The sequence below is a fragment of the Vreelandella stevensii S18214 genome (genome assembly GCF_000275725.1).
In the GTDB taxonomy this organism is placed as follows: domain Bacteria; phylum Pseudomonadota; class Gammaproteobacteria; order Pseudomonadales; family Halomonadaceae; genus Vreelandella; species Vreelandella stevensii.
On record NZ_AJTS01000010.1, the window covers coordinates 57,394 to 83,676 of the forward strand.

Genomic DNA, 26,283 nt, shown 5'->3' on the forward strand with positions numbered 1-26,283 from the left:
CATCATGGCAAGAGCCGCCTACGTAACCGATTTGAAAACCTTGCAAGGGGAGTGCAGCGCCAACTATCTGCGCCTAGTGCGCCTGGTGGGTGACCTGCAGAGCGGCCAGCGGCGCGATATCGCCTTGCGCGGTGATCACCAGCACTTTGGCGACCTCAAGCTGGCCATTCTTCAACAGGCCCCTTACACCACGCTGGTGGAGATCTCCCAGCGCGGCCCGCTGGATGCGGTCATCGAAGGGCCGCGCATGCGCGTGCACCTTTACCATGATGTGCGCATGGCGGAAGTCATCGACTTTCAGCGCGAGCGTCATTTCAGCGGACGCTATCGCTACCCCAATGCGCGCATGCATCAACCGGATGAAAAGCTGCAGTTGAACTGCTTTTTAGGAGAGTGGTTGGCCCATGGGCTGGCCCATGGTCATGTCGTCGATTTGCCGGAGCTACCCTGATGCGGTTGATACAGATTACCGATGCGCATCTGCACGCCGACAAGCAGGCACGCTCTCGGGCGGCCATTCCCTGGCAGCAGTTCGAAGCCGTGCTGGACGCCGTGATGGCCGAACGCCCGGACGTGGTGGTGGTGAGTGGTGATATCAGCCAGGATGAAACCAGCGCGTCTTACGTTCACGCCTGCGAGGCCTTGAACCGCCTGCCGTGCCCCTGGTTCTGGATACCGGGCAACCACGACCAGCCCGAACTGATGGCCGCAGAACGCCCGATGCTGGATGAAGTCGACCTGGAACAGTGGCGCCTGCTGCTGCTGGATACCCATGTGCCGGGCAAGCCCCATGGCGAGCTGGGGGCGGCCAAACTCACCGCCCTGGCCGAACGGCTGGAGCAGGACGAGCGGCCGGTGGCCATCGTCATGCACCACCCGCCGGTGGACGTCGGGGCGGACTGGATGGATGCGATTGGTTTGCAGGACCGCGATGCGTTCTGGCAGCTGTTGAGCGCTTACCCCCAGGTCAAGATCATTCTGTTTGGGCATGCCCATCAGGCTTTTGCCCAGCATCAGCCGCTGGCGGGCTCGGCGATAGGCACTTATGGTTGCCCCGCCACGTCAGACCAGTTTCTGCCCGGTGCGGAAACCTTTGCAGTGGATGAAGCGTCGCGGCCGGGTTATCGCGTGGTGGAGCTGCACGGGGAGGAGTGGCAGACCTGGGTCGAGCGTATCGACCTCTGATGCCTGTCTATTTATTCGATAAAGATATAAAAAGATAGTTATTAATTCTTTTGGGTTATTATTGGCCTGGCGTTACCCTACCCACAAATGCCCACCTTGCGATTCATGCGCGCAGGGTGGCACACCATGTTTGCACAGGCTTCCTTGAAAAGCCGTTTCGATAAAAGCAAGCACCGTTTTGTGAGGGAGTAGGTAATGAACCAGTTTTCTGCGCCACCGGCGACGCAACAGGTGCCCATTGCACCGGATGCCGCCCGACTGACCCACCTGAAGCAGCTCGAAGCCGAGTCGATCCATATCATCCGGGAAGTGGCTGCCGAGTTCAGCAACCCGGTGATGATGTACTCCATCGGCAAGGACTCCTCGGTGATGCTGCATCTGGCGCGGAAGGCCTTCTACCCCGGCACGCCGCCGTTCCCGCTGATGCATATCGATACCACCTGGAAGTTCCGCGAGATGATCGCTTTCCGCAATCGCATGGCGGAAGAGGCGGGCATGGAGCTGATCGTGCATACCAACGAAGAGGGGCGCGCCGCCAACATCAACCCCTTCGACCACGGCAGTGCCAAGTACACCGATATCATGAAGACCCAGGCCCTCAAGCAGGCCCTGAGCAAGCACGGTTTCGATGCTGCCTTTGGCGGCGCGCGGCGCGACGAGGAAGCCTCCCGTGCCAAGGAGCGCGTCTACTCCTTCCGCGACAAGTACCACCGCTGGGACCCGAAAAATCAGCGTCCGGAGCTGTGGAGCGTCTATAACGCCAAGATCAACAAGGGCGAATCGATTCGCGTGTTCCCGCTCTCCAACTGGACCGAGCTGGATATCTGGCAGTACATCTATCTGGAGTCGATTCCCATCGTGCCGTTGTACTACTCCGCCAAGCGTCCGGTAGTACAGCGCGACGGCATGCAGATCATGGTGGACGACGAGCGCCTGCCGCTGGCCGAGGGCGAAGTGCCGGAAGAGAAGTGGGTGCGTTTCAGAACCCTGGGCTGCTACCCGCTGACGGGGGCGGTGGAGTCCACCGCCGCCACGCTGCCGGAGATCATTCAGGAGATGCTGCTGACCAGGACCAGCGAGCGCAGTGGCCGCGCCATTGATCACGATCAGGCCGGTTCCATGGAGAAGAAAAAGCGTGAGGGGTATTTCTAATGGCGCACCAATCAACGTTGATTGCCGATAACATCGAGCAATACCTGCACGAGCACGAAAACAAGGATCTGCTGCGTTTCATCACCTGCGGCAGCGTCGACGACGGCAAGTCCACGCTCATTGGACGGCTGCTCCACGACTCCAAGATGATCTTCGAAGATCAGCTCGCCGCGATCACCAAGGCTTCCAAAACCAGTGGCACCACCGGTGATACGGTGGACCTCGCCCTGTTGGTAGATGGCCTGCAATCGGAGCGCGAGCAGGGCATCACCATCGACGTGGCGTACCGCTTTTTCTCCACCGACAAGCGCAAGTTCATCATTGCCGATACGCCGGGGCACGAGCAGTACACGCGCAACATGGCCACGGGCGCTTCCACTGCCAGCCTGGCGATCATCCTGATCGACGCGCGCTACGGTGTGCAGACCCAAACACGTCGGCACAGCTTCATTGCCGACCTGCTGGGCATTCAGCATCTGGTCATCGCGGTCAACAAGATGGACCTGGTGGGCTTCTCGGAGGCACGCTTCAACGAGATCGTGGCGGAGTACCGCGCTTTTGCGGCCAACTTGCAGGCCCCGGACATTCGCTTCGTGCCGATGTCGGCGCTCAATGGCGACAACGTGGTCAACGCCAGCGAGCACACGCCCTGGTACTTTGCGGCGGGCAGTGAAGGCTACGAAGGCAAGACCCTGATCGAGCTGCTGGAAAACGTCGAAGTCACCCGTGACCAGAACCTGAGCGACCTGCGCCTGCCGGTGCAGTACGTCAATCGCCCCAACCTGGACTTCCGAGGCTATTGCGGCACCCTGGCGGCCGGTGTGCTGCGCCCAGGCCAAGAGGTGAAGGCGCTGCCGTCGGGCAAGACCTCCCGCGTGGCGCGCATCGTCACTTTCGACGGGGATCTCGACGCTGCTTACCCCGGTCAGGCCATCACCGTGACTCTGGAAGACGAGATCGATATCTCCCGTGGCGATTGGCTGGTCAGCGCCGAAGCCCAGGTGCCGCTTTCCAACGTGTTCAACGCCGATGTGGTCTGGATGCACGAAGAGCCCCTGGAGCCGGGCAAGCTCTACGATATCAAGCTGGCCACTCGTGATCTGGCGGGCCAGATCAGCGCCATCGAGTATCAGGTGGACGTCAACACGCTGGAGAAACACCCGACCCAGCGTCTCGGGCTGAATGCCATTGCTCGCTGTGAAGTGGAACTGACGGCATCGATTCCGGTGGACGACTACCGTACCAGCCCCGGCACGGGCAGTTTCATCATCATCGACCGGCTGAGCAACGTGACCGTGGGCGCCGGTATGATTCGGCGGGTCGCGGATGCCCGTGAGCAGGCCGGCACCACCGACTGGGCCGCCTTCGAACGTGACCTGAACGCTCTTGTGCGCAAGCATTTTCCGCACTGGGGCGCGAAGGACATTCGTGACCTTCTGCGCTAATGGTTTGATGACGTTATCGAGATAATCGAGTAGACGCTTAGCCGTTGGCAACGCACACTGAACCTGCTGTTGGCGCAAGACGCTGCAGCAGGTTTTCTATATGGAGACAGCGGGTGGGTTGCCGCTGTTTTTAATGATCAAAGATGAAGTTTTATCTCCAATGCGCCCTGGAGCGAGTCGCGTTGGGGAAGAACAGCTGCTGGTCGTTGACCTTGAAGTCGGCAATCGCTTGCTGGCCTTCGTCGGACACCAGCCACTCGTGCCATTGGCCCGCCAGCTCATGTTTCAGGTGCGGGTGCTGCTCCTGTGACAGCAGCAGCGAACCGTATTGGTTGAACAGCGCTTCGTCGCCCTCGAACAGCAGGGTCAGGTCCTGCGGGTTTTCAAAGGCCACCCAGGTGGCGCGGTCGGTGAAGCTGTAGGCGTTCATGCCTGCGGCGGTATTCAGGGTCGGCCCCATGCCGCTGCCCAGTTCACGGTACCAATCTCCTTGCGGTGTGACGCCCGCATCTTTCCAAAGGCGCAGCTCGGCGCGGTGAGTGCCGCTGTCGTCACCCCGTGAGGCGAAGGGCGACTCGCTGTCGGCGATCCGCGCCAAAGCATCACTGACGCTGTCACTGGCGGCGATGTTGGCGGGGTCATCGCTGGGTCCCACGATCACGAAGTCGTTGTACATCACATCCAGCCGCTCGGTGGCGTAGCCATCGGCAACGAACTGCTCTTCGCCTGCGGTATCGTGAACCAGCAGGCTATCGGCATCGCCACGACGAGCGATTTCGAAGGCCTGGCCAGTGCCTACGGCCACCACGCGCACATCGATCCCGGTCGCTTCGGTAAAGACCGGCAGAATGGCTCCAAACAGCCCCGAGTTCTCGGTAGAGGTGGTGGAAGCCAGGGTAATGTAATCATCATTGGCCAGCAGCGAGGCGCTCCAGGCCAGTGCCGTGGTGCATAGGCTGGCGGTAACGAGGGTAGTGGTCTTGTTCACGGTCCTGCTCCTTTGGGTATTGTTCAAGCGTCGTAGCGGGGCTTACTAGAGTAGGGCTTGCCAGAGCAAGGCTTACCAGACCAGCTCGCCCCGTATGAACGCCCTGGCCTGCGCTGTTGCCGGGGTGTCAAAAAAGTCTTCTGCCGAGGTGTGTTCGATCAACTGACCGCTGTACATGAACAGCACGTCGTCGGCCAGACGCCGGGCCTGATGCAAATCGTGGGTGGTCATGACGATACGCGTGCCTGCCTGATGGAACTCATTGACCGCGTCTTCCACGGCCTTGATGGCCGCCGGGTCCAGGGCGGAGGTGGGTTCATCCAGAAACAGGACGGCAGGCTTGAGCAGCCAGGCCCGTGCCAGCGTGAGACGTTGCTGCTCGCCTCCGGAAAGCACCCGGGCGGGGCGCTTGGCCAAGCTGGTCAGGCCGAACTTTTCCAATGCCTGCAAGGCCAGCGCCTTGCGCTGGCGGCGAGGCACCCGATGCACGGCCAGCGCGTAGGTGAGATTGTCCAGCGCCGAACGGCGCAGCAGCACCGGGCGCTGAAAGACCATGGCCTGCACCGGCGGCTTGCCTTCCCAGGTCACCTGACCACTGCTGGGGCGCAGCAGCCCATGCGCCAAGCGCATGAGCAGGCTTTTGCCAGCCCCGTTGGGGCCCATTACCAGCGTCCGGCGGCAGCCGTGCAGCGCTAGCGTGGTCGGTGCCAGCAGCGTGTCGCCACGGTGGCAGAAACTGACCTGCTGAAAATGCAGTCTGGGGACGGTGGAAGCCGCGGGGCTGAGGGGTGCGTTCATCCTAACCGCCGTTTTGCCGTTTCACTGACCCAGTGGGCCAGTGCATTGATCAAGGTGACCAGGCTGAGCAGAATGATGCCCAGCCCCAAGGCCATCGCCAGGTTACCCTTGCTGGTTTCCAGCACGATGCTGGTGGTCATGACCCTGGTCACGCCGTCGATATTGCCCCCCACGATCATCACTGCGCCCACTTCCGCACTGGCGCGGCCAAAGCCCGCCAGTATCACGGTCAGCAGGCCAAATCGCGCATCCCACAGCAGCGTGGGCATCATGCGCAGTTGGCCGAGCCCCAGCGAACGCAGCTGTTCGGCGTACTCGCTGTGCAGGGCTTCCACCTGCTGGCGTGTCAGGGCAGCAATGATCGGAAAGACGAGAATCACCTGGGCAATGACCATGGCGGTGGGCGAGAACAGCAGCCCGAACTGACCCAATGGCCCCGCACGGGAAAGCAGGAGGTAGACGCACAGGCCCGCGACCACGGGAGGTAGTCCCATGAGGGCATTGAGCACCACGATCAGAGCGTTCCGCCCGGGGAACTGCCACAGTGCCAGCGCCGCCCCTAGGGGCAGTGCCAACAGGCTGGCCAGGGTGACGGCGATCAGCGACACCTGAAGCGATAGCGTTACGATGGCCACGAGCGCGGGGTCCATGCCCAGAATGAGCGCTATCGCGGTGCTGAATGGGTTATCCGACATGACGTTCCGTGGCCAGGGTTGCTGATAGGGGCAGGTTCATTGTGTTGGTAGGGTGTCGTTGTAAGGTCATGACGTGTCTAAAAAGTCACGATGCTGGTAGAAGCATCAGGTAGGTGCATAGTGTACGTAAATTTCCCGGGATGCACGGTGCGCTGAAAAATATGCGCTACTATGCAGTCTCATGCAGCATTTGAAGGTGGGCGGGTGAGAGAGTCTTTGAAAGAGTATTCAAAAGAGTACCTTACGACGGCGGAAGTGGCGGAGTATCTGCGGCTCAAGGAGCGCAAGGTGTATGACCTGGTGCGCCAGGGGCAGATCCCTTGTAGCCGTGCCACCGGGAAACTGCTGTTTCCTCGTCAGCACATCGACATGTGGGTGTTGAGCCACCTGGAAGGCGACCAGGCCCAACGGTTGCCGCCCCCTCAGGTGCTGGCCGGAAGCCTCGATCCGCTGCTGGAGTGGGCGATTCGTGAGAGTGGCTGCGATCTGGCATCGCTGTGCCATGGGAGTGGCGACGGCATTCGGCGCTTGCTCGAAGGCAAGGCCATGGTGGCGGGTATCCACTTGCGGGACCCTGACAGCGGCCGCTACAACGAACCGACCGTGCTGGGGTTGGGTGGGGTCAAGGATCTGGTGGTACTGCACTGGGCCAAGCGCCGTCAGGGTCTGATAGTGGCGCCGGGCAACCCGCTGGGCCTGAAGACGATAAAGGATCTTGCCCGCCCAGACGTGGTGTGTGCTCATCGCCAGCCCGATGCCGGGGCTGCGCATTTGCTGCGAGGCTTGTTGACGCAAGCGTCCATCGCGTCTGACGCGCTGCGCTGGGCCGACCACATGGCGCTCAGCGAGGAGGATCTCGGCCTGGCCATTGCTCAGGGAGAGGCGGATGTCGGGGTGGGCATGGAGGCGGCGGCGCATCGCCAGCAGCTTCATTTCATTCCCCTGGTGGAGGAGTCGTTCGATCTGGTCCTGCATCGACGCAGCGCTTTCGAGCCCACCATGCAAGCGCTGATGGCCTTTGCCCGGCAGCCGCGCTTTCATCAGCGGGCCGAGGCGCTGAAAGGTTACGACATCAGCCAGCTGGGTCGCGTTTTATACAATGCTTGACGATGGTATAAGATGCGCCACACTGGTTAGGTGCTGTACACGACTACTCATCACGAAATGGAGAGCATGATGAATCAAGCACTGAACGGTAAACGCGTTGCTATTCTGGCAACGGATGGTTTCGAAGAGTCCGAGCTGAGCGTACCTCGCGCCGCGCTGCAAAAGGAAGGCGTCGATGTGCATGTGATCTCCCCGGAAGGCAAGGAGATCCGCGCCTGGGCAGAGACCGAGTGGGGCGATAACTACCCCGCCGACAAGTCGCTTGCTCAAGCCAGCGAGGCGGACTATCACGCCTTGGTGCTTCCCGGTGGCCTGTTCAACCCGGACGAGCTGCGCATGAACGATGAGGCGCTGAGCTTCGTCAAAGCCTTCTTCCAGGCAGGCAAGCCGGTGGCGGCCATCTGTCACGCCCCGTGGATTCTGATCAATGCGGACGTGGTGGAAGGGCGCAAGATGACCTCGGTCGCCAGTGTCGCTCAGGATTTGCGCAATGCGGGCGTGAACTGGGTAGACGAGCCGGTGGTGGTCGACAGTGGGCTCGTGACCAGCCGCACCCCCAAGGACCTGGATGCCTTCAACGCCAAGCTGCTGGAAGAGCTGCAGGAAGGGCGTCACTCGGGTCAGCACGCTTAATGGCGTGGTATCACCAGTGGGCAAGCTTTGCCAAAAGGCTTGCCCATGTCGTTGCCAAACCCATGAAAAAGGATCGTGGCCGGGGTGGCATGATGGTGCACCCTTATCGTGGCTACGGCTCTCAACAGGAAATTTTCGTCATGGGCCGCGTGTTTCGACAGGCGGCCCTTGGGCGTGCCATCCCGCGGCGCGGCATATTGCGTGACACGGCCGACGTGGCCCGGCGCATCTTTCGCCGTGGCCTGGCCGATGCCCAGGTAGAGATCCGTGTGGGTGAAAATCAGCTGACGCTGACCACCGACCGCGACGGTTATTTCGACGCCCATTTGCCCATCACCTCGACGCTGCCAGTGGACGTTTCCTGGCACCGTGCGGATATCGTCGTACGTGCCAGCGGCCAGCCCACGGTGCGCACCAGTGTGGAAGTCTACGTGCCGCCCCCCGAGGCCGACCTGCTGGTGATCAGTGATATCGACGACACCGTGATGTTCACCGGTGTAGCCGAAAAGCTGAAGATGCTCTATCGGCTGTTCGTGCGCAAACCCCATCGACGCACCGCGTTTCCCGGCGTGGCATCGCTGTACCAGGCGCTCTACCGTGGCCAGACCGAAAAGGCAGAGCGTCCCATTCTGTACGTGTCCCGTGGCCCCTGGGCCATCTATGAAATGCTCGAAGCCTTCTTTCAGCTCAACCGTATTCCGGTGGGGCCGATCCTGTTTCTGCGCGAATGGGGTATCTCCTGGCGCAAGCCCTGGCCGCGCCGGGCAGAAGCCCACAAGCGCGACCTGATCGACCGCATGCTGGCGCTCTATCAGGACATGCCCTGCATCCTGATCGGCGACAGCGGCCAGCACGACCCGGAAGTGTATACCGAGGTCGTCAAAGCCTACCCGGAGCGCATCAAGGCGATCTACATCCGACGGGTGGACAGTGACCCCAAACGCGAAGAAGCCATTCAACGCCTGCGTGAGCAGTTGGCGCACACTCAGTGCGAACTGGTGTTGGCCGCTGACAGCGTGCTGATGGCCGAACATGCCCACGGGCAGGGCGATATATCTGCCCGCGGGCTGCAGGCCGTCAAGCGTGATGTTGCCGCACATCACAACGACCCCGACTGACGCTGCGCCGCCACGCGTATCATGGTAAAACTAATGGCCCGCTTGCGGGTCATTTTACGTAGGCACTGGCCGTCGCGAGCAGCTTGCTTTGCCGCCGTCAGTGCCCCCACGGCTTGTCGAAGCCTCTCTGAATTACCTGTGAACGCAGCGGTGGAGTTATGTGGATTCTGGTCATTGCCATCATGCTGGCAATCTTCGTACTGCCCAACGTCTGGGCGAAATGGGTGCTGAAGCGTCACACCCGTGGCCGTGATGACTACCCGGGCACCGGGGCCGAACTGGCCGAGCACCTGTTGCGCCGCCTGGGCGTAGAAGGGGTCAAGGTAGAGCGTACCGAGCATGGCGACCACTACGACCCGGAAGCCCGCTGTGTGCGCCTGACGCCAGATCACTACGACGGCCGCTCGCTCACCGCCGTCACCGTGGCGGCTCACGAAGTGGGCCATGCTCTGCAGCACCATGAAGGTTATGCGCCGCTGCTGGCCCGCAGCCGCCTGGTACAGCTGGCACAAAGAGCGGAAAAGCTGGGGGCGGTGCTGATGATGCTGGCGCCTTTCCTGTTCCTGCTGACCCGCTTGCCCGGCGGCCTGGCAGCGGTGGTGGCCATGGCCGTGATCAGTTTTGGCACTGCGGCACTGGTGCATCTGGTCACGCTACCGGTCGAGTTCGATGCCAGCTTCAACCGGGCCCTGCCGCTGCTGAAAGATTACGTGCCCCCCTACGACATGCCCGGTGCCCGCCACGTACTGACCGCTTGCGCCTTCACCTACGTCGCCGCCTCACTGGCCAGCGTCATGAACCTGGGGCGCTGGCTGGTGATTTTGCGGCGCTGAGCCTGGCTTACGCCGGCCTGTTCGCCAGAATCACTGCGCGGCGAGGGGCGGGGTAGCCTTCTATGGTGCGGGTGCGGTCGTGGGGGTCCAAAAAGTCGGCCAGTGACTGATAGGTCATCCACTCGGTGGAGCGCTGCTCATCCAGCGTGGTGATGGCTTCATCCACTACGCGCACGTTGGTGAAGCCGCAGCGCTCAAGCCAGTGGCACAGGGCGCGGGATGAGGGCAGGAAGTAGACGTTGGGCATGGCGGCGTAGCGCTCGCCGGGCACGAACACGGTCTGCTCGTCGCCTTCCACTACCAGGGTTTCCAGCACCAGCTCGCCGCCGGGGGCCAGCGCGCCCTTGAGCTGTTGCAGGTGCTCCAGGGGCGAAGGGCGATGGTAGAGCACGCCCATGGAGAACACCGTATCGAAAAAGCCCAGGTTTTCCGGTACGTCCTCGATACCCACGGGCAGGAAGTGCGTGCGGCCTTCATCGGCGTCACCCACGAAGTGGCGCACGGCCTGGAACTGCCAGTAGAAGCGCGGGGAAGGGTCGATCACCAGCACGAAGGCGGCGCCTGCGCCTGCCATGCGCCAGGCGTGGTAGCCGCTGCCGCCGCCGACATCCAGCACTTTGCGATACTTGAGCGGGGCAAGATGCGGCGCGACGCGCTGCCATTTCCAGTCGGAGCGCCACTCGGTGTCGATATGAATACCGCCCAGACAAAATGGCCCCTTGCGCCAAGGGGCCAGCTTGCGCAGCAGGTTGAAACACTGGCGCTGCTGGCTCTCGGTAAGTGCCAGCTCTACCGTCAGCGTGTCGCTGTTGAGGTCGACGTGGCGCTCTTCGGGCAGCGGGGGCAGCTTGGCCACAGCCTTTTCCCAGGCGGAAAGGTCGCCGTGGCGCTGGCGGTCTAGCCCGCTGGCCAGCTGCTCGGGCAGCTTGGCCAGCCACGGCGTCAGTGAAGCGTCCTGCGTGGCCTGATCCAGAAACGCTTGATACAGCATGCGATGATCGTCGGGAAGCAGCGCCACGTCAGCCCTCCTTGAACGCGATCAGCGAGGTGAAGTTCAGGTACTGAAACCAGGTCATCGAGCGCGGAAAGCCCGCCTGCGACAACCGCTCGTGCAAGGCATCCAGGGTGTCGGGAATCAGCACGTTCTCCAGCGCCGTGCGTTTCTGGCTGATTTCCATGTCGCTGTAGCCGTTGGCGCGCTTGAAGTCGTGGTAGCGCTCTACTCGCCAGGCATTGTCGCGTTCGTCGGCGTCGATGGTCTTTTCCGAGAGAATCAGCACGCCGCCGGGCTCCAGGGCAGCGTACAGCCGCTTGAGCAGGGCATCTCGGTCGGCGGGAGGCAGAAACTGCAGCGTGAAGTTGAGAATGATCATCCCCGACGGCGCGTACGCGTAGGTGCGGATGTCGGCTTCTTCCACCTGCATGGCGTGATCGGGGCTCTCGTCGAGAAAGGTCTGGCGAGCACGCTCGACCATGGCAGGCGAGAGGTCGATGCCGGTATAGCGGAAAGCGTCGGCGGGTATGGCCCCGGCCAGCGCCAGGCCCGAGGCCCCCAGCGAGCAGCCCAGGTCGTAGACATGGGCGCCGTGGCGCAAATGGCGCTGGGCGATCAGGCTCAGCATGCCCAGGATCTGGCCATAGCCGGGCACCGAGCGGCGGATCATGTCGGGAAAGCAGGCGACGACCTGTTCATCGAAAGAGAACCTTGCCACCTTATCCAGGGGTGTTGAAAAGATAGCGTCGCGGTAAGATGCATCACTCATGGGCAAGCCAGGCTGGTTAATGAGGCTCGCTAGTTTACGCGCCCTTGTTAATCCAGAACAGGCCCGTCGATCACAGATTCCTGCCTCACGGAACGACGCCACAGGAGAGGGCACATGGCTTCAGCAAAGGCAACTCCCGATACGCTACCCGCTTGGCAAACGCTTACCCAGCATGCCCAGGCGATTCGTCACATCCATCTGAAGAACCTGTTTGGTGACGACCCCGAGCGCTGGTCACACTTCACCCGTCACGTGGCGGGGCTGACGCTGGACCTCTCCAAACAGCGCTGGGATGACGACACCCTGGAGCATTTGCTGGGCCTGGCGGAAGAGGCGGGCGTGCCGGGGGCCATCGAAGCGCTGTTGAGCGGCAAGCGGGTCAACGTCAGCGAAAACCGCCCGGCGCTGCACACCGCCTTGCGCTTGCCCGCCGATGCCCAGCTGGAGGTGGAGGGTGAAGACATCGTCGGGGCCGTGCACGACAGCCTGGCGCAGATGGAGTGCTTGGTGCAGCGCCTGCACGCGGGCCAGTGGCGTGGTGCCACCGGTAAGCCGATTCGTCACGTGGTGAACCTGGGGGTAGGCGGCTCGGATTTGGGCCCGCTGATGGTGACCCACGCGCTGGCCGATTATCGCCCCAGCGACATTCACCCCGTCGAGGTGCACTTTGCCTCGACCATGGATGGCTCGCAGCTGGCCGACTACCTGACGCGTTTCAACCCGGAAACGACGCTGTTCGTGCTCTCTTCGAAGTCGTTCACCACCATCGATACGCTGTCCAACGCCAACACCGCCCGTGACTGGCTGCTGGGGCGGCTGTCCCGGCATGCGGAAGCTGGCGAAGCCCCTCAGGCGCACACCATCAGTGCCGAACTGGTCGTGCGTCAGCACTTCATTGGTGTCTCGGCAAGCCCGGAAAAAATGAGCGAGTGGGGCATCACCCCGGACCACCAGCTGATGTTCTGGGAGTGGGTGGGGGGGCGCTATTCGCTCTGGGGCACCATTGGCCTGCCGATTGCCCTGGTGATCGGCATGGAGAACTTTCGTGCGCTGCTGTCGGGCGCGCACGCCATGGATACCCACTTCAAGACGGCGCCCATGGCCGACAACCTGCCCGTGCTGCTGGGCCTGGCGGGTATCTGGAACGTGAACTTTCTGGATATTCGTGCCCATTCGATTCTGCCCTATGACGGGCGTCTGGAATATTTTGCCGCCTATCTGGAACAGCTGGAAATGGAGTCCAACGGTAAATCCGTGACCCGCCAGGGCCAGGCGGTGAGTTACTCTACCTGCCCGGTGCTTTGGGGGCAGTTGGGTCCCAATGCTCAGCATGCGTTCTATCAGCTGCTGCACCAGGGCACCCAGCCAGTGGTCTGCGACTTCATTGCCCCGCTCAAGCGCTACGACGAGGTCGAAGACCCGGACACTCGCCGCCACCTGAAGGCCCAGCATCGGCTGGCGCTGGCCAACTGCTTCGCCCAGTCGCGGGTGCTGATGCTGGGGGACGATGCGCTGGAGGAGGACGGCCCGCGCCCCGAACACAAGCGCTATCGCGGTAATCAGCCCTCGACCACGGTGCTGCTGGACAAGCTCACGCCCGCCACCCTGGGGGCGCTGATTGCGCTCTACGAGCACAAGGTGTTCGTGCAGGCGGTGATCTGGGACATCAATCCTTTCGACCAGTGGGGCGTCGAGCTGGGCAAGCAGATTGCCACCGACACCCAGGCCATCATCGAAGGTGACGGCGAGCTGGCGCGTTTGGACGCGTCCAGCCGTGGGCTGATCGAAGCGTTCTGGGCGGCGGAGCAGACGCCGCGCGGCTAAGGGATGCGTGGCGCCCGTTTTTCATGGCTGGATATACAGCTTTTTGCTTTTCCGCTATCCTGTGCCCTTTTGTCGGCGGCGCACGCCGCCGACAGTACGTATTTTTAGGAACTGACGTTACATGACCCAGTTTGATGCTTCTCAGTACGGCGCGAGTTCCATCGAGGTTCTCTCCGGGCTTGAGCCGGTGCGCAAGCGCCCTGGAATGTATACCGATACCTCGCGGCCCAATCACCTGGCCCAGGAGGTCATCGACAACAGTGTCGATGAAGCGCTGGCTGGGCATGCCACGGCCATCAGCGTCGTGCTGCACGGCGATGGCGCCATCGAAGTGCAGGACAACGGGCGCGGCATGCCCATCGACCTGCATCCCGAGCACGGCGTCTCGGGGGTCGAGCTGATTCTGACCAAGCTCCACGCGGGGGGCAAGTTCTCCTCGTCGAGCTACCGCTTTTCCGGCGGCTTGCACGGCGTGGGCGTGTCGGTGGTCAATGCGCTGTCGCGGCGGCTGGAGGTCGAGGTCACCCGGGACGGCGCGCGCCACGCCATTGCCTTCGAACACGGCGAAAAGGTCGAAGAGCTCAAGGAGATCGGCAAGGCCGCCAAGCGTGCCACCGGAACGTTGGTGCGCTTCTGGCCGGACGAAAGCTACTTCGACAGCCCCAAACTTGCGCTCTCACGATTGAAGCACCTGCTGCGGGCCAAGGCGGTGCTGTGTCCGGGGCTGGCGGTCACGCTGGTGGAGCCGGACGGCACCAAAACCGAGTGGGCGTACGCCGATGGCCTGCGCGACTACCTGGCCGAAGCCACCGATGGCTACGAGGTGCTCCCCAGGGAGCCTTTCGTTGGCCACTTCAATGATGACGAGCATGGCGTGGACTGGGCGATTCAGTGGCTGCCGGAAGGTGGCGAAGCGCTGCTGGAGAGCTACGTCAACCTGATTCCCACGCCCCAGGGCGGCACCCATGTGAACGGTTTCCGGGCGGGGTTGCTGGATGCCCTGAGGGAGTTCTGCGAATTCCGCAACCTGCTGCCCAGGGGCATCAAACTCACCGCCGAAGACCTGTGGGAGCGCGCATCCTTCGTGCTGTCGGTCAAGATGCTCGACCCTCAGTTTGCCGGGCAGACCAAGGAGCGGCTGTCGTCGCGTACCATCGCCGGATTCGTGTCCGGCGTGGTGAAAGACGCGTTCTCGCTGTGGCTGAACCACCACGTGGAGCAGGCCGAGCAGTTGGCCGAGCTGGTGATCAGCGCTGCTCAGCAGCGTCAGCGGAAATCGAAGAAAGTGGCGCGCAAGAAGGTCACCTCGGGCCCCGCGCTGCCGGGCAAGCTGGCCGACTGTTCGGGACAGGACCCGGCCCAGAGCGAGCTGTTTCTGGTGGAAGGGGACTCGGCCGGGGGCAGCGCCAAGCAGGCGCGCAACCGCGAAACCCAGGCCATCCTGCCGCTGCGCGGCAAGATTCTGAACACCTGGGAGGTCGAGACCCACGATATCTACGGCTCCCAGGAAGTCCACGATATTGCGGTGGCCATTGGCGCTGACCCCGGCAGTGCCGACCTGGAAAAGCTGCGCTACCACAAGATCTGCATCCTGGCCGATGCCGATTCGGATGGCCTGCACATCGCCACGCTGCTGTGTGCCCTGTTCGTGAGGCACTTCCCCGCCCTGGTGGATGCAGGCCATGTGTTCGTGGCCATGCCGCCGCTCTACCGGATCGATCTGGGCAAGGAAGTGCACTACGCCCTGGACGAGAGCGAAAAAGCCGCCATTCTCAAGCAACTGGCCAGCAAGCGCGGCACCCCCAACGTGCAGCGCTTCAAGGGGCTGGGCGAAATGAGCCCGCTACAGCTGCGTGAAACCACCATGGCCGTGGAGACCCGCCGACTGGTGCAGCTCACGCTGAGCGAGGGGGACGGCACGCTGGAGATGATGGACATGCTGCTGGCAAAAAAACGTGCCAGCGACCGCAAGAAGTGGCTGGAAGATTACGGCAACCTCGCAGACATTGAGGTATAACCTCCGATGACCATGGATATTCAGGTAGCGGAGGGCGACGTCGAGCGTCTGTCCCTGCGCGACTACACCGAAAAAGCGTACCTCGACTACTCGATGTACGTCATTCTCGACCGCGCGTTGCCCAACATCGGTGACGGTATGAAGCCCGTCCAGCGGCGCATCATTTATGCCATGCGTGAACTGGCGCTGCACGCCAACGCCAAGTACAAGAAGTCGGCGCGTACCGTGGGCGACGTGCTGGGCAAGTTCCACCCCCACGGCGACAGCGCCTGCTACGAAGCCATGGTGCTGATGGCCCAGCCGTTCAGCTACCGCTACCCGCTGGTGGATGGCCAAGGCAACTGGGGTAGCCCGGACGACCCCAAATCCTTCGCGGCAATGCGCTACACCGAGGCCAAGCTCTCCAAATTCGCCGACGTGCTGCTCAGCGAACTGGGCCAGGGCACCGTGGAGTGGGCGCCCAATTTCGATGGCACCATGCAGGAGCCGGTGGTACTGCCGGCTCGTCTGCCCCATGTGCTGCTCAATGGCGGCACCGGCATTGCCGTGGGCATGGCCACGGACATTCCACCGCACAACGTATCGGAAGTGGTCGATGCCACCTGCCATCTGCTGCGCAACCCCAAGGCCACCACGGCCGAGCTGATGGCGTTCGTGCCCGCGCCGGACTTCCCCACCGATGCCGAGATCATCACCCCCAAAGCGGACCTGCAAAAGCTCTACGAAAGCGGCCGTGGCTCGGTGAAGCTGCGCGCTCGCTACGTGCGAGAAGAGGCCAACGTGGTGATCACCGCGCTGCCTTACCAGGTCAGTGGTGCCAAGGTGCTGGAGCAGATCGCCGCGCAGATGCAGGCGAAGAAGCTGCCCATGGTGGCCGACCTGCGCGACGAGTCGACCCATGAAGAGCCCACCCGACTGGTGATCGAGCCACGCTCCAGCCGAGTGGACGTGGAGTCGCTGATGGCCCACCTGTTCGCCACCACGGACCTCGAAAAGAACGTGCGGGTGAACATGAACGTGATTGGCCTGGACGGTCGGCCACGGGTCATGCCGCTGAATGACATGCTGGGCGAGTGGCTGCGCTTTCGTCGTGCCACGGTGCGCCGTCGCCTGGAGCATCGGCTGGGCAAGGTGGAAGATCGCCTGCACATTCTGGAAGGCCTGCTGACGGCTTACCTGAATATCGATGAAGTGATTCGTATCATCCGCGAAGAGGACGAGCCCAAACCTGCCCTGATGAGCGCTTTTGGCCTCTCCGAGCGGCAGGCCGAGGCGATTCTGGAGCTGCGCCTGCGCCACTTGGCCAAGCTGGAAGAGATGAAGATTCGCGGCGAGCAGGACGAGCTGGAGAAAGAGCGCAAGACCCTGCAAGGCCTGCTGGGCAGCGACGCCAAGCTCACCACGCTGATCGAAAAAGAGATTCGCGCGGCGGGCAAGGAGCACGGCGATGCGCGCCGTTCGCCGCTGGTCGAGCGCAGCGAAGCGAAAGCGCTCTCGGAAGTGGAGCTGCTGGGAGCCGACCCGATTACCGTGGTGCTGTCCGACAAGGGCTGGATCCGTGCGGCCAAGGGCCATGACATCGACCCTGAAGGGCTATCGTACAAGGCGGGCGACAGCTTCCGCCTGGCGGCCCGGGGCAAGACCAATCAGCCGCTGGTGCTGCTGGACGATACTGGCCGTGCCTACACGCTGCCAGCGCACAACCTGCCCAGCGCCCGAGGGCAGGGCGAGCCGGTCACCGGCCGCGCCAATGTCTCGGCGGGCGCCCAGATGGCGGGCTTGATGCTGGCGCCGCCCACGCGACGCTTTTTGCTGGCCAGTGATGGTGGCTATGGCTTCGTCGCGCCCCTGGAGGCGCTGACCGGCAAGAACAAGGCGGGCAAGGCGGTACTCAGCGTGCCGAAGGGCTGCAGCGTCATGGCGCCCGTGGAGGTACCGGAAGGCGAATCGCTGTGGGTGGCGTCGGTTTCCAACGAAGGGCGGCTGCTGCTCTTCCCGCTGGACCAGTTGCCCGAGATGGCCAAGGGCAAGGGCAACAAGATGCTCGATATCCCCGGCCCCCGGGCGGCGCGGCGTGAAGAGTTCCTGCGTGATATCGCCATTGTACCGGAAGGCGGTGAGCTGATCATTCATGCGGGCAAGCGCAAGCTGACGCTCAAGGCCGATGACCTTGCTTATTACCGGGGTGAACGTGGGCGTCGGGGCAGCAAATTGCCGCGCGGTTTCCAAAAAGTTGAACGACTAGAAGCAGGGGAGTGACCGATGGCACGCGGTGATGAAGCAGTAGCCGATGTGGTGATGAGTGTACTGGCACCACGCTGGACACCCGACATGGAGCCGCCCCTGGCGGCACTGCTGGCGCAGTTCGGCCTGCAGGAGCAGCAGCGTACGCCGTTGGCCCAGGTGGCAGAAGGCGCGCCGCTGGATTGCCTGGAGCTGCACCTGGCTGGCGCTCCCGCCGAGTGGCGGGAGCTGCGTCAGGCGGCGCTGGCGCTGGGGGAAACGCTGGGGGCCGACGTGGTGGTGCAACCCGACCGGCGCCACCTGGGGGCTCCCAGGCTAGTCTGTTTCGATATGGACTCCACCCTGATCAAGGCCGAGGTGATCGATGAGCTGGCGCGCCGCCACGGGGTAGGTGACGAAGTGGCTGAAGTCACCGAGCGGGCGATGCGCGGCGAGCTGGACTTTCAGGCCAGCTTCCGGGAGCGGATGAGCAAGCTGGCGGGGCTGGATGAGTCGGTGTTGGCCAGCATTGCGGCCGAGCTGCCGCTGATGGACGGTGTCGAGCGGCTGATGGCCAATCTTCGCCATCAGGGTATCCGCACTGCCATCCTTTCTGGTGGCTTTACCTATTTTGCCCGTGGCCTGCAGGCGCGGCTTGGCTTCGATGAGATCCACGCCAATGAGCTGGTGATTCAGCAGGGCAAGGTCACAGGCGAAGTCCAGGAGCCCATCGTCGATGCCGAGCGCAAGGCGCTGCTGCTGGAGCAGATTGCCCAGCGTGAAGGTATCGACCTGGCGCAGACGGTGGCGGTAGGTGACGGGGCCAACGACCTGAAGATGTTGGCCAAGGCGGGAATGGGCGTAGCGTTTCGCGCCAAGCCACTGGTGCGTGCCGAGGCGCGTCAGGCGCTGGGCGTGGCAGGGCTGGATGGCGTGCTCTATCTGCTGGGCTATTCCCAGGCCGAGCTGATCGATCCTGTCTAGTGATGACGGGGCGGCGTTTGGCCGCCCTGTTCAGCTCGAAGGGCTCTCGGTGCTGGGCGTCAGGCTACCGTACTCGGCCCGCAGGGCTGCCAGCCGTTCGGTTTCGGCCTCCGTCAGCGTAGGCGCGTGCCAGAGCCGTTGGCCCTGGGCATCCTTCACGCCCTTCAACGTGAGGGTGAGCTGGACATCCCGGGGTATCTGATCGTTGCCCCAAGGGCCAAAACGGTTGGGTGCCAGGCTCCAGGTGGCGCGCTCACCCGGCGCCAGGCCGCCGGAAATCACGTAGTAGAACGTCTCGTCTACCCAGGCAACGTCGCGGTTGGCGCTGCGCAGTACGCCGCGCAGCTGCAGCTCGGCAATGGTCTCCTCGGAGTCGTTGCTGACCTCTAGTTCAATGACCGGCTCCAGCGCTCCGAATGGGCTGGAAGCAAGATAGTAGCGCGCCCTGTCGATAGTCACCTGCGCCAGCTGCTGCTGAGCGGCTTCGGCGTTGGCCTCTTTTTCTTCCAGGCGGCTCAAGGTGCGCAGGGCCTGGTCACGCTCTCGGGCACGGCGCTGGCGCAGCATCTCGTCGGCTCGCTCGATGACCTGGTCGCCGGTGAGCCCGTGCATGTAGGCGTTGGCCGACTCGGCGATTTCAGCCGCGTTCATGCGCCCGGGTTGCAGCGCACTCATCCCGCTGAAAGACGATATGGCGATGATCTTCAACGCCTGATCGAACTCGTCGCGCTTGTAAGTGGGCAGCGAATCGCGGACTTTCTCGATGGACACCACGGCTGCGGGCATCGAACTCGTATCAATTTTGGGGTCAGCGCAGCCCGCCATCAGCAGGGCCGTCAGCGACAGTATCGATAGCCTTGTCAGGCGCCGCATAGTTGTACCTCGTTACAGGCCAAAAAACCGACAGGGAGCTTACCCGAAAGTGGTATCGACCACTAGCCGGAGCAGAAAAACTCCCCTGTATCCAGCAGGTGGAAGGCGGCCCTTTTTGGTATAAAGTGTGCCGATTCAACGTTTCCGAGAAGCCCCGTTCCATGAGTGCATCCTTTACTACCTGGCAGGCGCGCTTTGAAAAGCTGCGCAGCAACAAGCTGTTCGAGACCGTGGTGATCGCCATCATCGTGGTGTCTGCCCTGACCATCGGTGCCCGCACCTATGATGAGGTCAGTCAGTTCGAGCAGTGGCTGATCTATCTGGACATCGCCGTCACCATCTTCTTTCTGGTGGAACTGCTAATTCGCATGGCCGCCGAACGCAATCTGACCAACTTCTTCAAAAAGGGTTGGAACGTGTTCGACTTCCTGATCGTCACGGCCAGCCTCATCCCTATGGACGACTCGGAGATGGTGCTGTTGGCGCGCCTGCTGCGCATCTTCCGGGTGCTGCGTCTGGTGTCGATGATTCCCGAGCTGCGCCTGCTCTTGGTGGCGTTGATCAAGTCCATTCCACGGATGGGCTATGTAGCGCTGCTGATGTTCATCATCTTCTATATCTATGCGGCGGTGGGCAGCTTCATTTTCCATACCGTGGATGAGCAGCTGTGGGGCAACATTGCGCTGGCCATGCTGACGCTGTTCCAGGTGGCCACCTTCGAGAGCTGGGCCACGGCGGTGCTGTATCCCACCATGGAGCAGTACCCCTATGCCTGGATCTACTTTCTGACCTTCATCTTTTTGAATGCGTTCATTTTCCTGAATATGATGATCGGTATCGTGCTGGACGTGATGCAGAAAGAGAGCGCACAGATTGATTTAGAAAGCGGAGAAGGCGAAGCTGCAGAGATACAGGGCCTGCGTGACGACGTGCGCGCACTGCGCAGCCAGTTGGATCGCATGGAGTCCGCCCTGCAGGCGGCCGCGCAAGCAAAGCCTGGTCTAGCACAGCCTGGCCAAGCAAAGCCTGACCGCGACGAATAACAGGAGAGCCACGATGATGATGAAGGACCCTTCGAAAAAGTATCGCCCTTTCGTGGCGGTGGACCTGCCCGACCGTCAGTGGCCCGGCCAGCGTATCGACACGCCGCCCATCTGGTGCAGCGTCGACCTGCGCGATGGCAACCAGTCGCTGATCGACCCCATGGATCAGGAGCGCAAGCAGCGGTTGTTCGACATGCTGCTGAAGATCGGTTTCAAAGAGATCGAAGTGGGCTTTCCTTCTGCGTCGCAAACCGATTTCGATTTCGTGCGTTCGTTGATCGAGCAGGACAAGATTCCCGACGACGTCACCATCCAGGTGCTGACCCAGGCACGGCCGCATCTGATCGAGCGCACCTTCGAGGCGCTGAAGGGCGCCAAGCGTGCCATCGTGCACGTCTACAATGCCACCGACCCGATGTTTCGACGGGTGGTGTTCAACGTCGACAAAGCAGAGTGCGTGCAAATTGCCGTGGACGCCACGGCGCAGATACGTGACCTGATGGCCGCCAACCCGGAGACCCAGTGGACCTTCCAGTATTCGCCGGAACTGTTCACGACCACGGAAATGCCTTTCGCCGTGGAGATCGTCGAAGCCGTGATGGACACCTTCGGCCCCAGCGTGGACAACCGGATGATCGTCAACCTGCCGGCCACGGTCGAAGTGGCTACGCCCAACAATTACGCCGACCAGATCGAGTGGTTCTGCCGCCATGTGAAAAAGCGCGATACATTGATCGTCAGCGTGCACCCGCACAACGACCGCGGCACCGGCGTGGCGGCGGCGGAGTTGACGCTGATGGCGGGTGCCGACCGAATCGAGGGCACCCTGTTCGGTAACGGCGAGCGTACCGGCAATGTCGATATCGTGACGCTGGCCATGAACATGTACACTCAGGGCGTGCACCCTCAGCTCGATTTCTCCAATATCACGCCGATCATGCGCGAAGTGGAGTACTGCAACCAGCTGCCGGTTCATCCGCGCCATCCTTACGTGGGCGACCTGGTGTTCACGGCGTTTTCCGGTTCGCATCAGGACGCCATCAAGAAGGGCATGGCCGAGCGTCGCGCCAACCCCGAAGCCCCCTGGGACGTGCCGTACCTGCCCATCGACCCCATGGATGTCGGGCGCAGCTACGAAGCCGTGATTCGCGTCAACAGCCAGTCGGGCAAGGGCGGCATCTCCTACCTGCTGGAGCAGGAGCACGGCATCGAGCTACCGCGCAGGCTCTCCATCGAATTCAGCCAGGTGGTGCAGGAAGTGGCGGACCGTACGGGTCGCGAGATCACTTCCCGGATGATCTATCAGGCCTTCCTGGAAGAGTACCTGGAGCGGCAGGCACCGCTGGCGCTGGTCAACCACCGCCTGGTCTCCGAGCCGGATAGCCCTCGGGTCACCCTGGAAGCCGTCGTGGAGCAGCAGGGCGAACGCCATCTGCTGAGCGGTCAGGGCAACGGCCCGCTGGCGGCCTTCGTCAAAGCGCTACACGCCCAGGGTCACGACGTGGAGATCATCGACTACCACGAGCACTCCCGAGGCCAGGGCGCCGATGCGGAAGCCATTGCCTATGTCGAAGTCCGTATCGACGGCCAGGCCGTGTTTGGCGTCGGCAGCGACGAGAGCATCACCAGCGCCTCCATGAAAGGCGTGCTGAGTGCCATCAATCGTTATCATGTGGCTCGTTCCCAACAGTAAACGTTTAGTCGGCAACGTTGGAGTAAACACGGTTTACAAGATGCACTGACTCAGAGATCAGCATGGAGCAGGCCTATCTGCCCATGGAGGAAGTGCATCGCCAGCTACAGGATTGGGTAGGCTCATTAGGGTGTATATCCCTTTGACATATCCATTGCGTTGGCTAACATGAGTTCCATGTACGGTATCTCCCGATGGTCCTGGCACAGGAGTCTGATCATGGAACAAGGCGCAGTCTTTCAGAGTAATCGAAGCCAAGCGGTTCGACTGCCCAAAGCGTTGGCTCTGCCAGAAGGTGTAAAGCGAGTCGACATCGTGGCCATTGGTCGTACCCGGGTTATATCGCCAGCCGGGGAGGCCTGGGATAGCTGGTTTGAGGGTGAAGGCGTGAGCGATGACTTCATGTCGTCACGTGAGCAGCCCCCCGAACAGGAACGAGACATGTTTTGATGCTCAAGTTCATGCTCGATACCAATATCTGCATTTTCACGATTAAAAATCGTCCGCAAGAGGTTCGTGAGGCATTCAAACAGCATCATGGGCAGCTGTGCATCAGTACTGTCACACTGATGGAGTTGGTGTATGGTGCAGAAAAATCTGCTTTCCCTGAGCGTAATTTAGCCACCATCGAAGGGTTTGCAGCCAGGCTGGACGTGTTGATGTACGACGAGGCAGCGGCATCGCATACAGGGCAGCTGCGCGCTGAACAAGCCAAGGTGGGCAAGCCCATAGGCCCTTACGATCAAATGATCGCCGGTCACGCGCGCTCACGAGGGCTGATACTGGTTACCAACAATATGCGCGAGTTCAAAGCAGTGCCGGGCTTGCGTGTAGAAGATTGGGTAGGCTCGGGGCAGTGACGCTCTATGGCGGGAGACCACCTAGTGTCAAAGCGATTATTCCAGCATAGAACAGCAGGATAGCCGTCAATGTGCAGAGGATGGGTAACACGGGTTGGGTGGGTCTTCGTGCTGATTGCCTTGGCAGCTGCAATATTGACCTCGGCTGCCTCCCACGAGCCCTTCGAGCCACGGCTGGTGCGGCTGGAAGCCCACAAGGCACTGCCTGCATTGCCCCTTGAGCAAGAGTCTCCTGAGATCAACGCGCTGATGCTGCACTATGCTTCTGATCAGGCGCTGTGGATGAGCGCCTGGCTGGCTGTCATGCAGCATGGCGACCTCGCCCGGGAGGTACTGCTCGCGTACGGGCTCTCACCCCAGTGGCAGGACGTATTGGTGCGTTATGGTGCCGATGCGGTGCTGCCAGTCAGCTATTTTCATCATCACGACAGTGCCACGCTGCGTGCACAGCACTGGCTGGGTGAGCGCTACCAGCAGCTGAGCCGATGGTGGAGCGATGAAGAGATGCCTGCCCCGGCGCAATGGTCGGCCCAGCAGCGCGGGCTGATGGGCATTGCATTCCTCGATGCCGAGGGGCACGCACTGTTGAACCAGTTCGTCATCGACCGTGAAGGCCAGGTGAATTGGCTGCAAGGCGAGCGCGTCGTGACCGGGGTGGGCGACTTTTTCACCAGTGGGATTCGTCAACTGGAGAGCCAGTGGCGCAGCGGCGACGGCGTGCGTGCCAGCGATCTCGGGTGGGCAGGGGTGGACCTGCTGGTGATGGCCAGCACGGTCAAGGTGCTGCGAGCGGGAAGAGCCGCCCGGGCAGGCCGAGTCGGCGCGCTGGAGGCGCAGGGTGCCCGTGTGGGCGTCGCGGCCAGCACGGGGCGTTTCGCAGCGCTGCCCCGCATGGCACGCGTGGCGGCAGTGGCGAGCACGGCCTACGTGGTGGTACGCCACCCCAGCCTGGTGAGCGCGCTAGGCGCCAATCTGGCCAACTGGCTTGGCTGGCCCACCTGGTTGGGGCAGTGGCTGCTGTGGTTCTTGGTCTTGCTGCCGGTGCTGATCATGGCCCGCTGGCTATATCGCTGGTTGATTTCCCCCTTGCTCTGGCTGCTACTGCCGGTGGCGCGCCTGTGCGTCAGGATGCTTGCGCACGCGCCGAGGCAGCGTGGGTAGCGCCGCTCTGACGTCATTTCTCAGAGCGGCGGGCGGTGTCAAGCGTGGCTGGCCAGCCACTTTCGCCAACTGCCGAATTCGGTAATATCCCTGGCGGTACCGCTTTCGTTCAGCGCCCCGGCAGTGCAGATGAATCCACACGCCCAGCGGCCGCTGGCCAGCTCCACCTGCCCCAGCCCTAGCGGCGCGGGAATCCCGGCCAGAAAGCTGCCCACGGTCTCGACGGGCAGCCGCCATACCTCTACGTCAATGGCCTGGCCCCCCGCATCGCGCAGCAGCGCCGGACGCGAAGGCGGCCCGCCCGCCAGCGCGAACAGCTTGTAGCAAGGAGCCGTCTGGCTCGCTTCGTGCAGCACGCCGCCGCGCTCCGTCAGTTGGTGGTTGAGGGGTAAGCCGCTCAGGTGGGCGCCGCACACCACGATTTCCATATGGCCGTCCTGGGCGGTGGTTGCCAAATCAGCGAGTGGCGGATGTGCAATGCCGGTTGCCCCCAGTGGCAGCATCACGCGTGCCTCCAGCGCCCGCGCCAACGACAGCAGCATCAGGTCGGCAAACGCCGGGCCGAACAGGGTGACCCCGGCAGGCAGGCCGCTTTCGGGCAATGCCACAGGTACCGCCAGGGCGCTGTAATCGAGCAGGTTCATGAAGTTGGTCCAGGTCCCCAGCCTTGAGTTCACGCCAATCGGGTCAGCGGCGACATCTGCCTTGGTGGGGTGGGTCACCGTGGTAGGGCTGAGCATCACATCCACTTGGGCGATGAGCGCATCGGCCTGACGCTTGAATTCGGCGAGCTGATAGCGGGCATCGAAGGCATCGACCGCCAGCGGGGTGGCTCCGCCTTGCGTGATCTGAAACGTCACCGGGTGAACGGCTTCGGGGTGGCTGGCCATCAGCTCACGAATCACGTGGTAGCGCTCGGCCACCCAGGGGCCTTCGTAAAGCAGACGCGCCGCCGCCAGCAGTGGCGCGCAGTCCAGCTCGACCCTTTCACCGCCCAGCGCTTCAAGGTGGGCAATGGCCTGGTGCATGCCCTGGGTGTAGGCCGCATCCGTTTGCCATTGGGCTTCCGGCGGTACGCCAAAGCGGAACGCGGAAGGGGCCTTTCCATAGCGTCTGGCGTGCACGGCAAAATCGTGCTTGCGCGACCAGGCGCACTGATCATCATAGGCAGCGGTAATGCTGAGCACTTTCGCGGCATCGTCGGCGGTGAAGGTAAACAGGCTGATGGTGTCCAGCGTTGTGCAGGCGGGTACTACGCCGCGGGTGCTGAGCAGGCCCAGGCTTGGCTTGACGCCGTACAAGTTGTGAAAACAGGCCGGCACACGGCCTGAGCCCGCCGTATCGGTACCGAGAGCAAAGCTGACCATGCCTGCCGCCGTGACCACCGCCGAGCCACTGCTGGAGCCACCCGGCACCCGCGTCGGGTCGAAGGCATTGGCGGGCGTGCCGTAAACCTCCAGCGCCCGTTCACCGACCAGCCCCGTGGCAAACTGATCCAGGTTGGTTTTGCCCATGGGGATCGCCCCCGCATCGATCAGCTGCTGCACCACAAAAGCATTTTCCGTAGGTGTATAGGCATACGCCGGGCTGCCAGCGGTGGTCGGAACGCCCGCCAAGTCGATATTGTCCTTGATCGCAAACGGAATGCCGTAAAGCGGCAGGGTCTCCGGCGATTCGCCTTCCAGGCGTTGGAGGTAGGGCGCTAGTTGCTCACGCGTCAGCCGGGTGATCCAGGCAGGGTCATGGCCGTGTGTATCGGCCAGGGAGAGCAGGTGTTCTACCAGTCGTGCAGGTGTCAGGTTGCCCTGCCGATAGGCGCTGTGCAGGCTGGCGATATCCAGCGCTTGGGTGAGTGCCATGGTGGTCTCCTAATCTAGTTCTGAGCTAG

The 26,283-nt window shown here is 62.4% G+C and carries 24 protein-coding genes; 17 read left to right on the forward strand and 7 right to left on the reverse strand.

Features of this window, described 5'->3' with window-relative positions:
- Positions 1-4 precede the first annotated feature (4 nt).
- The 4 genes from HSS18214_RS0100730 to cysN all read left to right on the forward strand — a co-directional run bounded on the left by HSS18214_RS0100730 (position 5) and on the right by cysN (position 3,782).
- The gene (locus HSS18214_RS0100730; protein WP_016913401.1) at positions 5-451 is read left to right on the forward strand and encodes a DUF1249 domain-containing protein; all 447 of its coding nucleotides are present in this window, start codon (positions 5-7) and stop codon (positions 449-451) included.
- Positions 451-1,185: a phosphodiesterase gene (locus HSS18214_RS0100735; protein WP_016913402.1), complete on the forward strand. Its 735-nt coding sequence runs from the start codon at positions 451-453 to the stop codon at positions 1,183-1,185. Before HSS18214_RS0100730 ends, HSS18214_RS0100735 begins: the two co-directional genes overlap by 1 nt.
- Positions 1,186-1,380: 195 nt before the next feature.
- On the forward strand, positions 1,381-2,337 hold the full coding sequence (gene cysD, locus HSS18214_RS0100740) for a sulfate adenylyltransferase subunit CysD (protein ID WP_016913403.1): 957 nt from the start codon (positions 1,381-1,383) through the stop codon (positions 2,335-2,337).
- Positions 2,337-3,782: a sulfate adenylyltransferase subunit CysN gene (gene cysN / locus HSS18214_RS0100745; protein WP_016913404.1), complete on the forward strand. Its 1,446-nt coding sequence runs from the start codon at positions 2,337-2,339 to the stop codon at positions 3,780-3,782. The genes cysD and cysN overlap by 1 nt, the downstream gene beginning before the upstream one ends.
- 151 nt (positions 3,783-3,933) lie before the next feature.
- Here cysN and HSS18214_RS0100750 read toward each other — a convergent pair whose 3' ends face one another.
- From HSS18214_RS0100750 to HSS18214_RS0100760, 3 genes are all read right to left on the reverse strand, one after another.
- Complete coding sequence (locus tag HSS18214_RS0100750) at positions 3,934-4,770, reverse strand: ABC transporter substrate-binding protein (RefSeq protein ID WP_016913405.1); 837 nt, start codon at positions 4,768-4,770, stop codon at positions 3,934-3,936.
- A 72-nt stretch (positions 4,771-4,842) separates the two neighbouring features.
- The gene (locus HSS18214_RS0100755) at positions 4,843-5,568 is read right to left on the reverse strand and encodes an ATP-binding cassette domain-containing protein (RefSeq protein WP_016913406.1); all 726 of its coding nucleotides are present in this window, start codon (positions 5,566-5,568) and stop codon (positions 4,843-4,845) included.
- Positions 5,565-6,263, reverse strand: coding sequence for an ABC transporter permease (locus HSS18214_RS0100760; protein ID WP_016913407.1), 699 nt, complete (start codon positions 6,261-6,263; stop codon positions 5,565-5,567). Before HSS18214_RS0100760 ends, HSS18214_RS0100755 begins: the two co-directional genes overlap by 4 nt.
- Positions 6,264-6,467: 204 nt before the next feature.
- Between HSS18214_RS0100760 and HSS18214_RS0100765 the strand changes: the two genes are divergently transcribed.
- The 4 genes from HSS18214_RS0100765 (at position 6,468) to HSS18214_RS0100780 (ending at position 9,954) form a co-directional block, all read left to right on the forward strand.
- A complete protein-coding gene (locus HSS18214_RS0100765; RefSeq protein ID WP_026001632.1) occupies positions 6,468-7,370 on the forward strand; it encodes a substrate-binding domain-containing protein in 903 nt (300 codons plus the stop codon).
- A gap of 69 nt (positions 7,371-7,439) precedes the next feature.
- Positions 7,440-8,003 carry a type 1 glutamine amidotransferase domain-containing protein gene (locus tag HSS18214_RS0100770; protein ID WP_016913409.1) on the forward strand — a complete coding sequence of 188 codons (564 nt, stop codon included), beginning with the start codon at positions 7,440-7,442 and terminating at the stop codon, positions 8,001-8,003.
- A 62-nt stretch (positions 8,004-8,065) separates the two neighbouring features.
- Positions 8,066-9,121, forward strand: a complete 1,056-nt coding sequence (locus tag HSS18214_RS0100775; RefSeq protein WP_227407877.1) for an App1 family protein phosphatidate phosphatase — start codon at positions 8,066-8,068, stop codon at positions 9,119-9,121.
- Between the two features lie 158 nt (positions 9,122-9,279).
- Positions 9,280-9,954, forward strand: coding sequence for a zinc metallopeptidase (locus HSS18214_RS0100780; protein WP_016913411.1), 675 nt, complete (start codon positions 9,280-9,282; stop codon positions 9,952-9,954).
- A 7-nt stretch (positions 9,955-9,961) separates the two neighbouring features.
- Here HSS18214_RS0100780 and cmoB read toward each other — a convergent pair whose 3' ends face one another.
- The gene (gene cmoB / locus HSS18214_RS0100785) at positions 9,962-10,972 is read right to left on the reverse strand and encodes a tRNA 5-methoxyuridine(34)/uridine 5-oxyacetic acid(34) synthase CmoB (protein WP_016913412.1); all 1,011 of its coding nucleotides are present in this window, start codon (positions 10,970-10,972) and stop codon (positions 9,962-9,964) included.
- Between the two features lies 1 nt (position 10,973).
- Positions 10,974-11,717 carry a carboxy-S-adenosyl-L-methionine synthase CmoA gene (gene cmoA, locus HSS18214_RS0100790; RefSeq protein WP_016913413.1) on the reverse strand — a complete coding sequence of 248 codons (744 nt, stop codon included), beginning with the start codon at positions 11,715-11,717 and terminating at the stop codon, positions 10,974-10,976.
- Positions 11,718-11,831: 114 nt separating this feature from the next.
- Here cmoA and pgi point away from each other — a divergent pair, with 114 nt between their 5' ends.
- The 4 genes from pgi to serB all read left to right on the forward strand — a co-directional run bounded on the left by pgi (position 11,832) and on the right by serB (position 18,765).
- Entirely contained in the window at positions 11,832-13,541 is a 1,710-nt protein-coding gene (pgi, locus tag HSS18214_RS0100795) for a glucose-6-phosphate isomerase (RefSeq protein WP_016913414.1), read from the forward strand.
- Between the two features lie 121 nt (positions 13,542-13,662).
- Complete coding sequence (gene parE, locus HSS18214_RS0100800) at positions 13,663-15,558, forward strand: DNA topoisomerase IV subunit B (protein WP_016913415.1); 1,896 nt, start codon at positions 13,663-13,665, stop codon at positions 15,556-15,558.
- A gap of 6 nt (positions 15,559-15,564) precedes the next feature.
- Positions 15,565-17,817: a DNA topoisomerase IV subunit A gene (gene parC / locus HSS18214_RS0100805; RefSeq protein WP_016913416.1), complete on the forward strand. Its 2,253-nt coding sequence runs from the start codon at positions 15,565-15,567 to the stop codon at positions 17,815-17,817.
- A gap of 3 nt (positions 17,818-17,820) precedes the next feature.
- The gene (gene serB / locus HSS18214_RS0100810; protein WP_016913417.1) at positions 17,821-18,765 is read left to right on the forward strand and encodes a phosphoserine phosphatase SerB; all 945 of its coding nucleotides are present in this window, start codon (positions 17,821-17,823) and stop codon (positions 18,763-18,765) included.
- 30 nt (positions 18,766-18,795) lie between these two features.
- On the opposite strand, the gene HSS18214_RS0100815 is transcribed toward serB, so the two are convergent.
- A complete protein-coding gene (locus HSS18214_RS0100815) occupies positions 18,796-19,638 on the reverse strand; it encodes a DUF6694 family lipoprotein (RefSeq protein ID WP_016913418.1) in 843 nt (280 codons plus the stop codon).
- A gap of 161 nt (positions 19,639-19,799) precedes the next feature.
- On the opposite strand from HSS18214_RS0100815, the gene HSS18214_RS17695 reads away from it, so the two are divergent.
- The 5 genes from HSS18214_RS17695 to HSS18214_RS0100840 all read left to right on the forward strand — a co-directional run bounded on the left by HSS18214_RS17695 (position 19,800) and on the right by HSS18214_RS0100840 (position 24,395).
- The gene (locus HSS18214_RS17695) at positions 19,800-20,681 is read left to right on the forward strand and encodes an ion transporter (RefSeq protein WP_016913419.1); all 882 of its coding nucleotides are present in this window, start codon (positions 19,800-19,802) and stop codon (positions 20,679-20,681) included.
- A gap of 13 nt (positions 20,682-20,694) precedes the next feature.
- Complete coding sequence (gene leuA / locus HSS18214_RS0100825) at positions 20,695-22,374, forward strand: 2-isopropylmalate synthase (protein WP_016913420.1); 1,680 nt, start codon at positions 20,695-20,697, stop codon at positions 22,372-22,374.
- 219 nt (positions 22,375-22,593) lie between these two features.
- Positions 22,594-22,824: a type II toxin-antitoxin system VapB family antitoxin gene (vapB, locus tag HSS18214_RS0100830; RefSeq protein ID WP_016913421.1), complete on the forward strand. Its 231-nt coding sequence runs from the start codon at positions 22,594-22,596 to the stop codon at positions 22,822-22,824.
- Positions 22,824-23,234, forward strand: a complete 411-nt coding sequence (vapC, locus tag HSS18214_RS0100835) for a type II toxin-antitoxin system tRNA(fMet)-specific endonuclease VapC (protein WP_016913422.1) — start codon at positions 22,824-22,826, stop codon at positions 23,232-23,234. Before vapB ends, vapC begins: the two co-directional genes overlap by 1 nt.
- Positions 23,235-23,342: 108 nt before the next feature.
- Positions 23,343-24,395 (forward strand): hypothetical protein, encoded by a 1,053-nt coding sequence (locus tag HSS18214_RS0100840; protein ID WP_016913423.1) that lies wholly within the window; start codon positions 23,343-23,345, stop codon positions 24,393-24,395.
- 38 nt (positions 24,396-24,433) lie between these two features.
- Here HSS18214_RS0100840 and atzF read toward each other — a convergent pair whose 3' ends face one another.
- Positions 24,434-26,254, reverse strand: coding sequence for an allophanate hydrolase (gene atzF, locus HSS18214_RS0100845; protein ID WP_016913424.1), 1,821 nt, complete (start codon positions 26,252-26,254; stop codon positions 24,434-24,436).
- Positions 26,255-26,283: the final 29 nt, after the last annotated feature.

What these genes read in the sequence shown, in the direction of transcription:
- HSS18214_RS0100730 (WP_016913401.1), top strand. Translation starts at nt 5, where the DNA reads ATGGCAAGAGCCGCCTACGTAACCGATTTGAAAACCTTGCAAGGGGAG.
- HSS18214_RS0100735 (WP_016913402.1), top strand. Translation starts at nt 451, where the DNA reads ATGCGGTTGATACAGATTACCGATGCGCATCTGCACGCCGACAAGCAG.
- cysD (WP_016913403.1), top strand. Translation starts at nt 1,381, where the DNA reads ATGAACCAGTTTTCTGCGCCACCGGCGACGCAACAGGTGCCCATTGCA.
- cysN (WP_016913404.1), top strand. Translation starts at nt 2,337, where the DNA reads ATGGCGCACCAATCAACGTTGATTGCCGATAACATCGAGCAATACCTG.
- HSS18214_RS0100755 (WP_016913406.1), bottom strand. Translation starts at nt 5,568, where the DNA reads ATGAACGCACCCCTCAGCCCCGCGGCTTCCACCGTCCCCAGACTGCAT.
- HSS18214_RS0100760 (WP_016913407.1), bottom strand. Translation starts at nt 6,263, where the DNA reads ATGTCGGATAACCCATTCAGCACCGCGATAGCGCTCATTCTGGGCATG.
- HSS18214_RS0100770 (WP_016913409.1), top strand. Translation starts at nt 7,440, where the DNA reads ATGAATCAAGCACTGAACGGTAAACGCGTTGCTATTCTGGCAACGGAT.
- HSS18214_RS0100775 (WP_227407877.1), top strand. Translation starts at nt 8,066, where the DNA reads ATGAAAAAGGATCGTGGCCGGGGTGGCATGATGGTGCACCCTTATCGT.
- HSS18214_RS0100780 (WP_016913411.1), top strand. Translation starts at nt 9,280, where the DNA reads ATGTGGATTCTGGTCATTGCCATCATGCTGGCAATCTTCGTACTGCCC.
- cmoA (WP_016913413.1), bottom strand. Translation starts at nt 11,717, where the DNA reads ATGAGTGATGCATCTTACCGCGACGCTATCTTTTCAACACCCCTGGAT.
- pgi (WP_016913414.1), top strand. Translation starts at nt 11,832, where the DNA reads ATGGCTTCAGCAAAGGCAACTCCCGATACGCTACCCGCTTGGCAAACG.
- parE (WP_016913415.1), top strand. Translation starts at nt 13,663, where the DNA reads ATGACCCAGTTTGATGCTTCTCAGTACGGCGCGAGTTCCATCGAGGTT.
- parC (WP_016913416.1), top strand. Translation starts at nt 15,565, where the DNA reads ATGACCATGGATATTCAGGTAGCGGAGGGCGACGTCGAGCGTCTGTCC.
- serB (WP_016913417.1), top strand. Translation starts at nt 17,821, where the DNA reads ATGGCACGCGGTGATGAAGCAGTAGCCGATGTGGTGATGAGTGTACTG.
- HSS18214_RS0100815 (WP_016913418.1), bottom strand. Translation starts at nt 19,638, where the DNA reads ATGCGGCGCCTGACAAGGCTATCGATACTGTCGCTGACGGCCCTGCTG.
- HSS18214_RS17695 (WP_016913419.1), top strand. Translation starts at nt 19,800, where the DNA reads ATGAGTGCATCCTTTACTACCTGGCAGGCGCGCTTTGAAAAGCTGCGC.
- leuA (WP_016913420.1), top strand. Translation starts at nt 20,695, where the DNA reads ATGATGATGAAGGACCCTTCGAAAAAGTATCGCCCTTTCGTGGCGGTG.
- vapB (WP_016913421.1), top strand. Translation starts at nt 22,594, where the DNA reads ATGGAACAAGGCGCAGTCTTTCAGAGTAATCGAAGCCAAGCGGTTCGA.
- vapC (WP_016913422.1), top strand. Translation starts at nt 22,824, where the DNA reads ATGCTCAAGTTCATGCTCGATACCAATATCTGCATTTTCACGATTAAA.
- atzF (WP_016913424.1), bottom strand. Translation starts at nt 26,254, where the DNA reads ATGGCACTCACCCAAGCGCTGGATATCGCCAGCCTGCACAGCGCCTAT.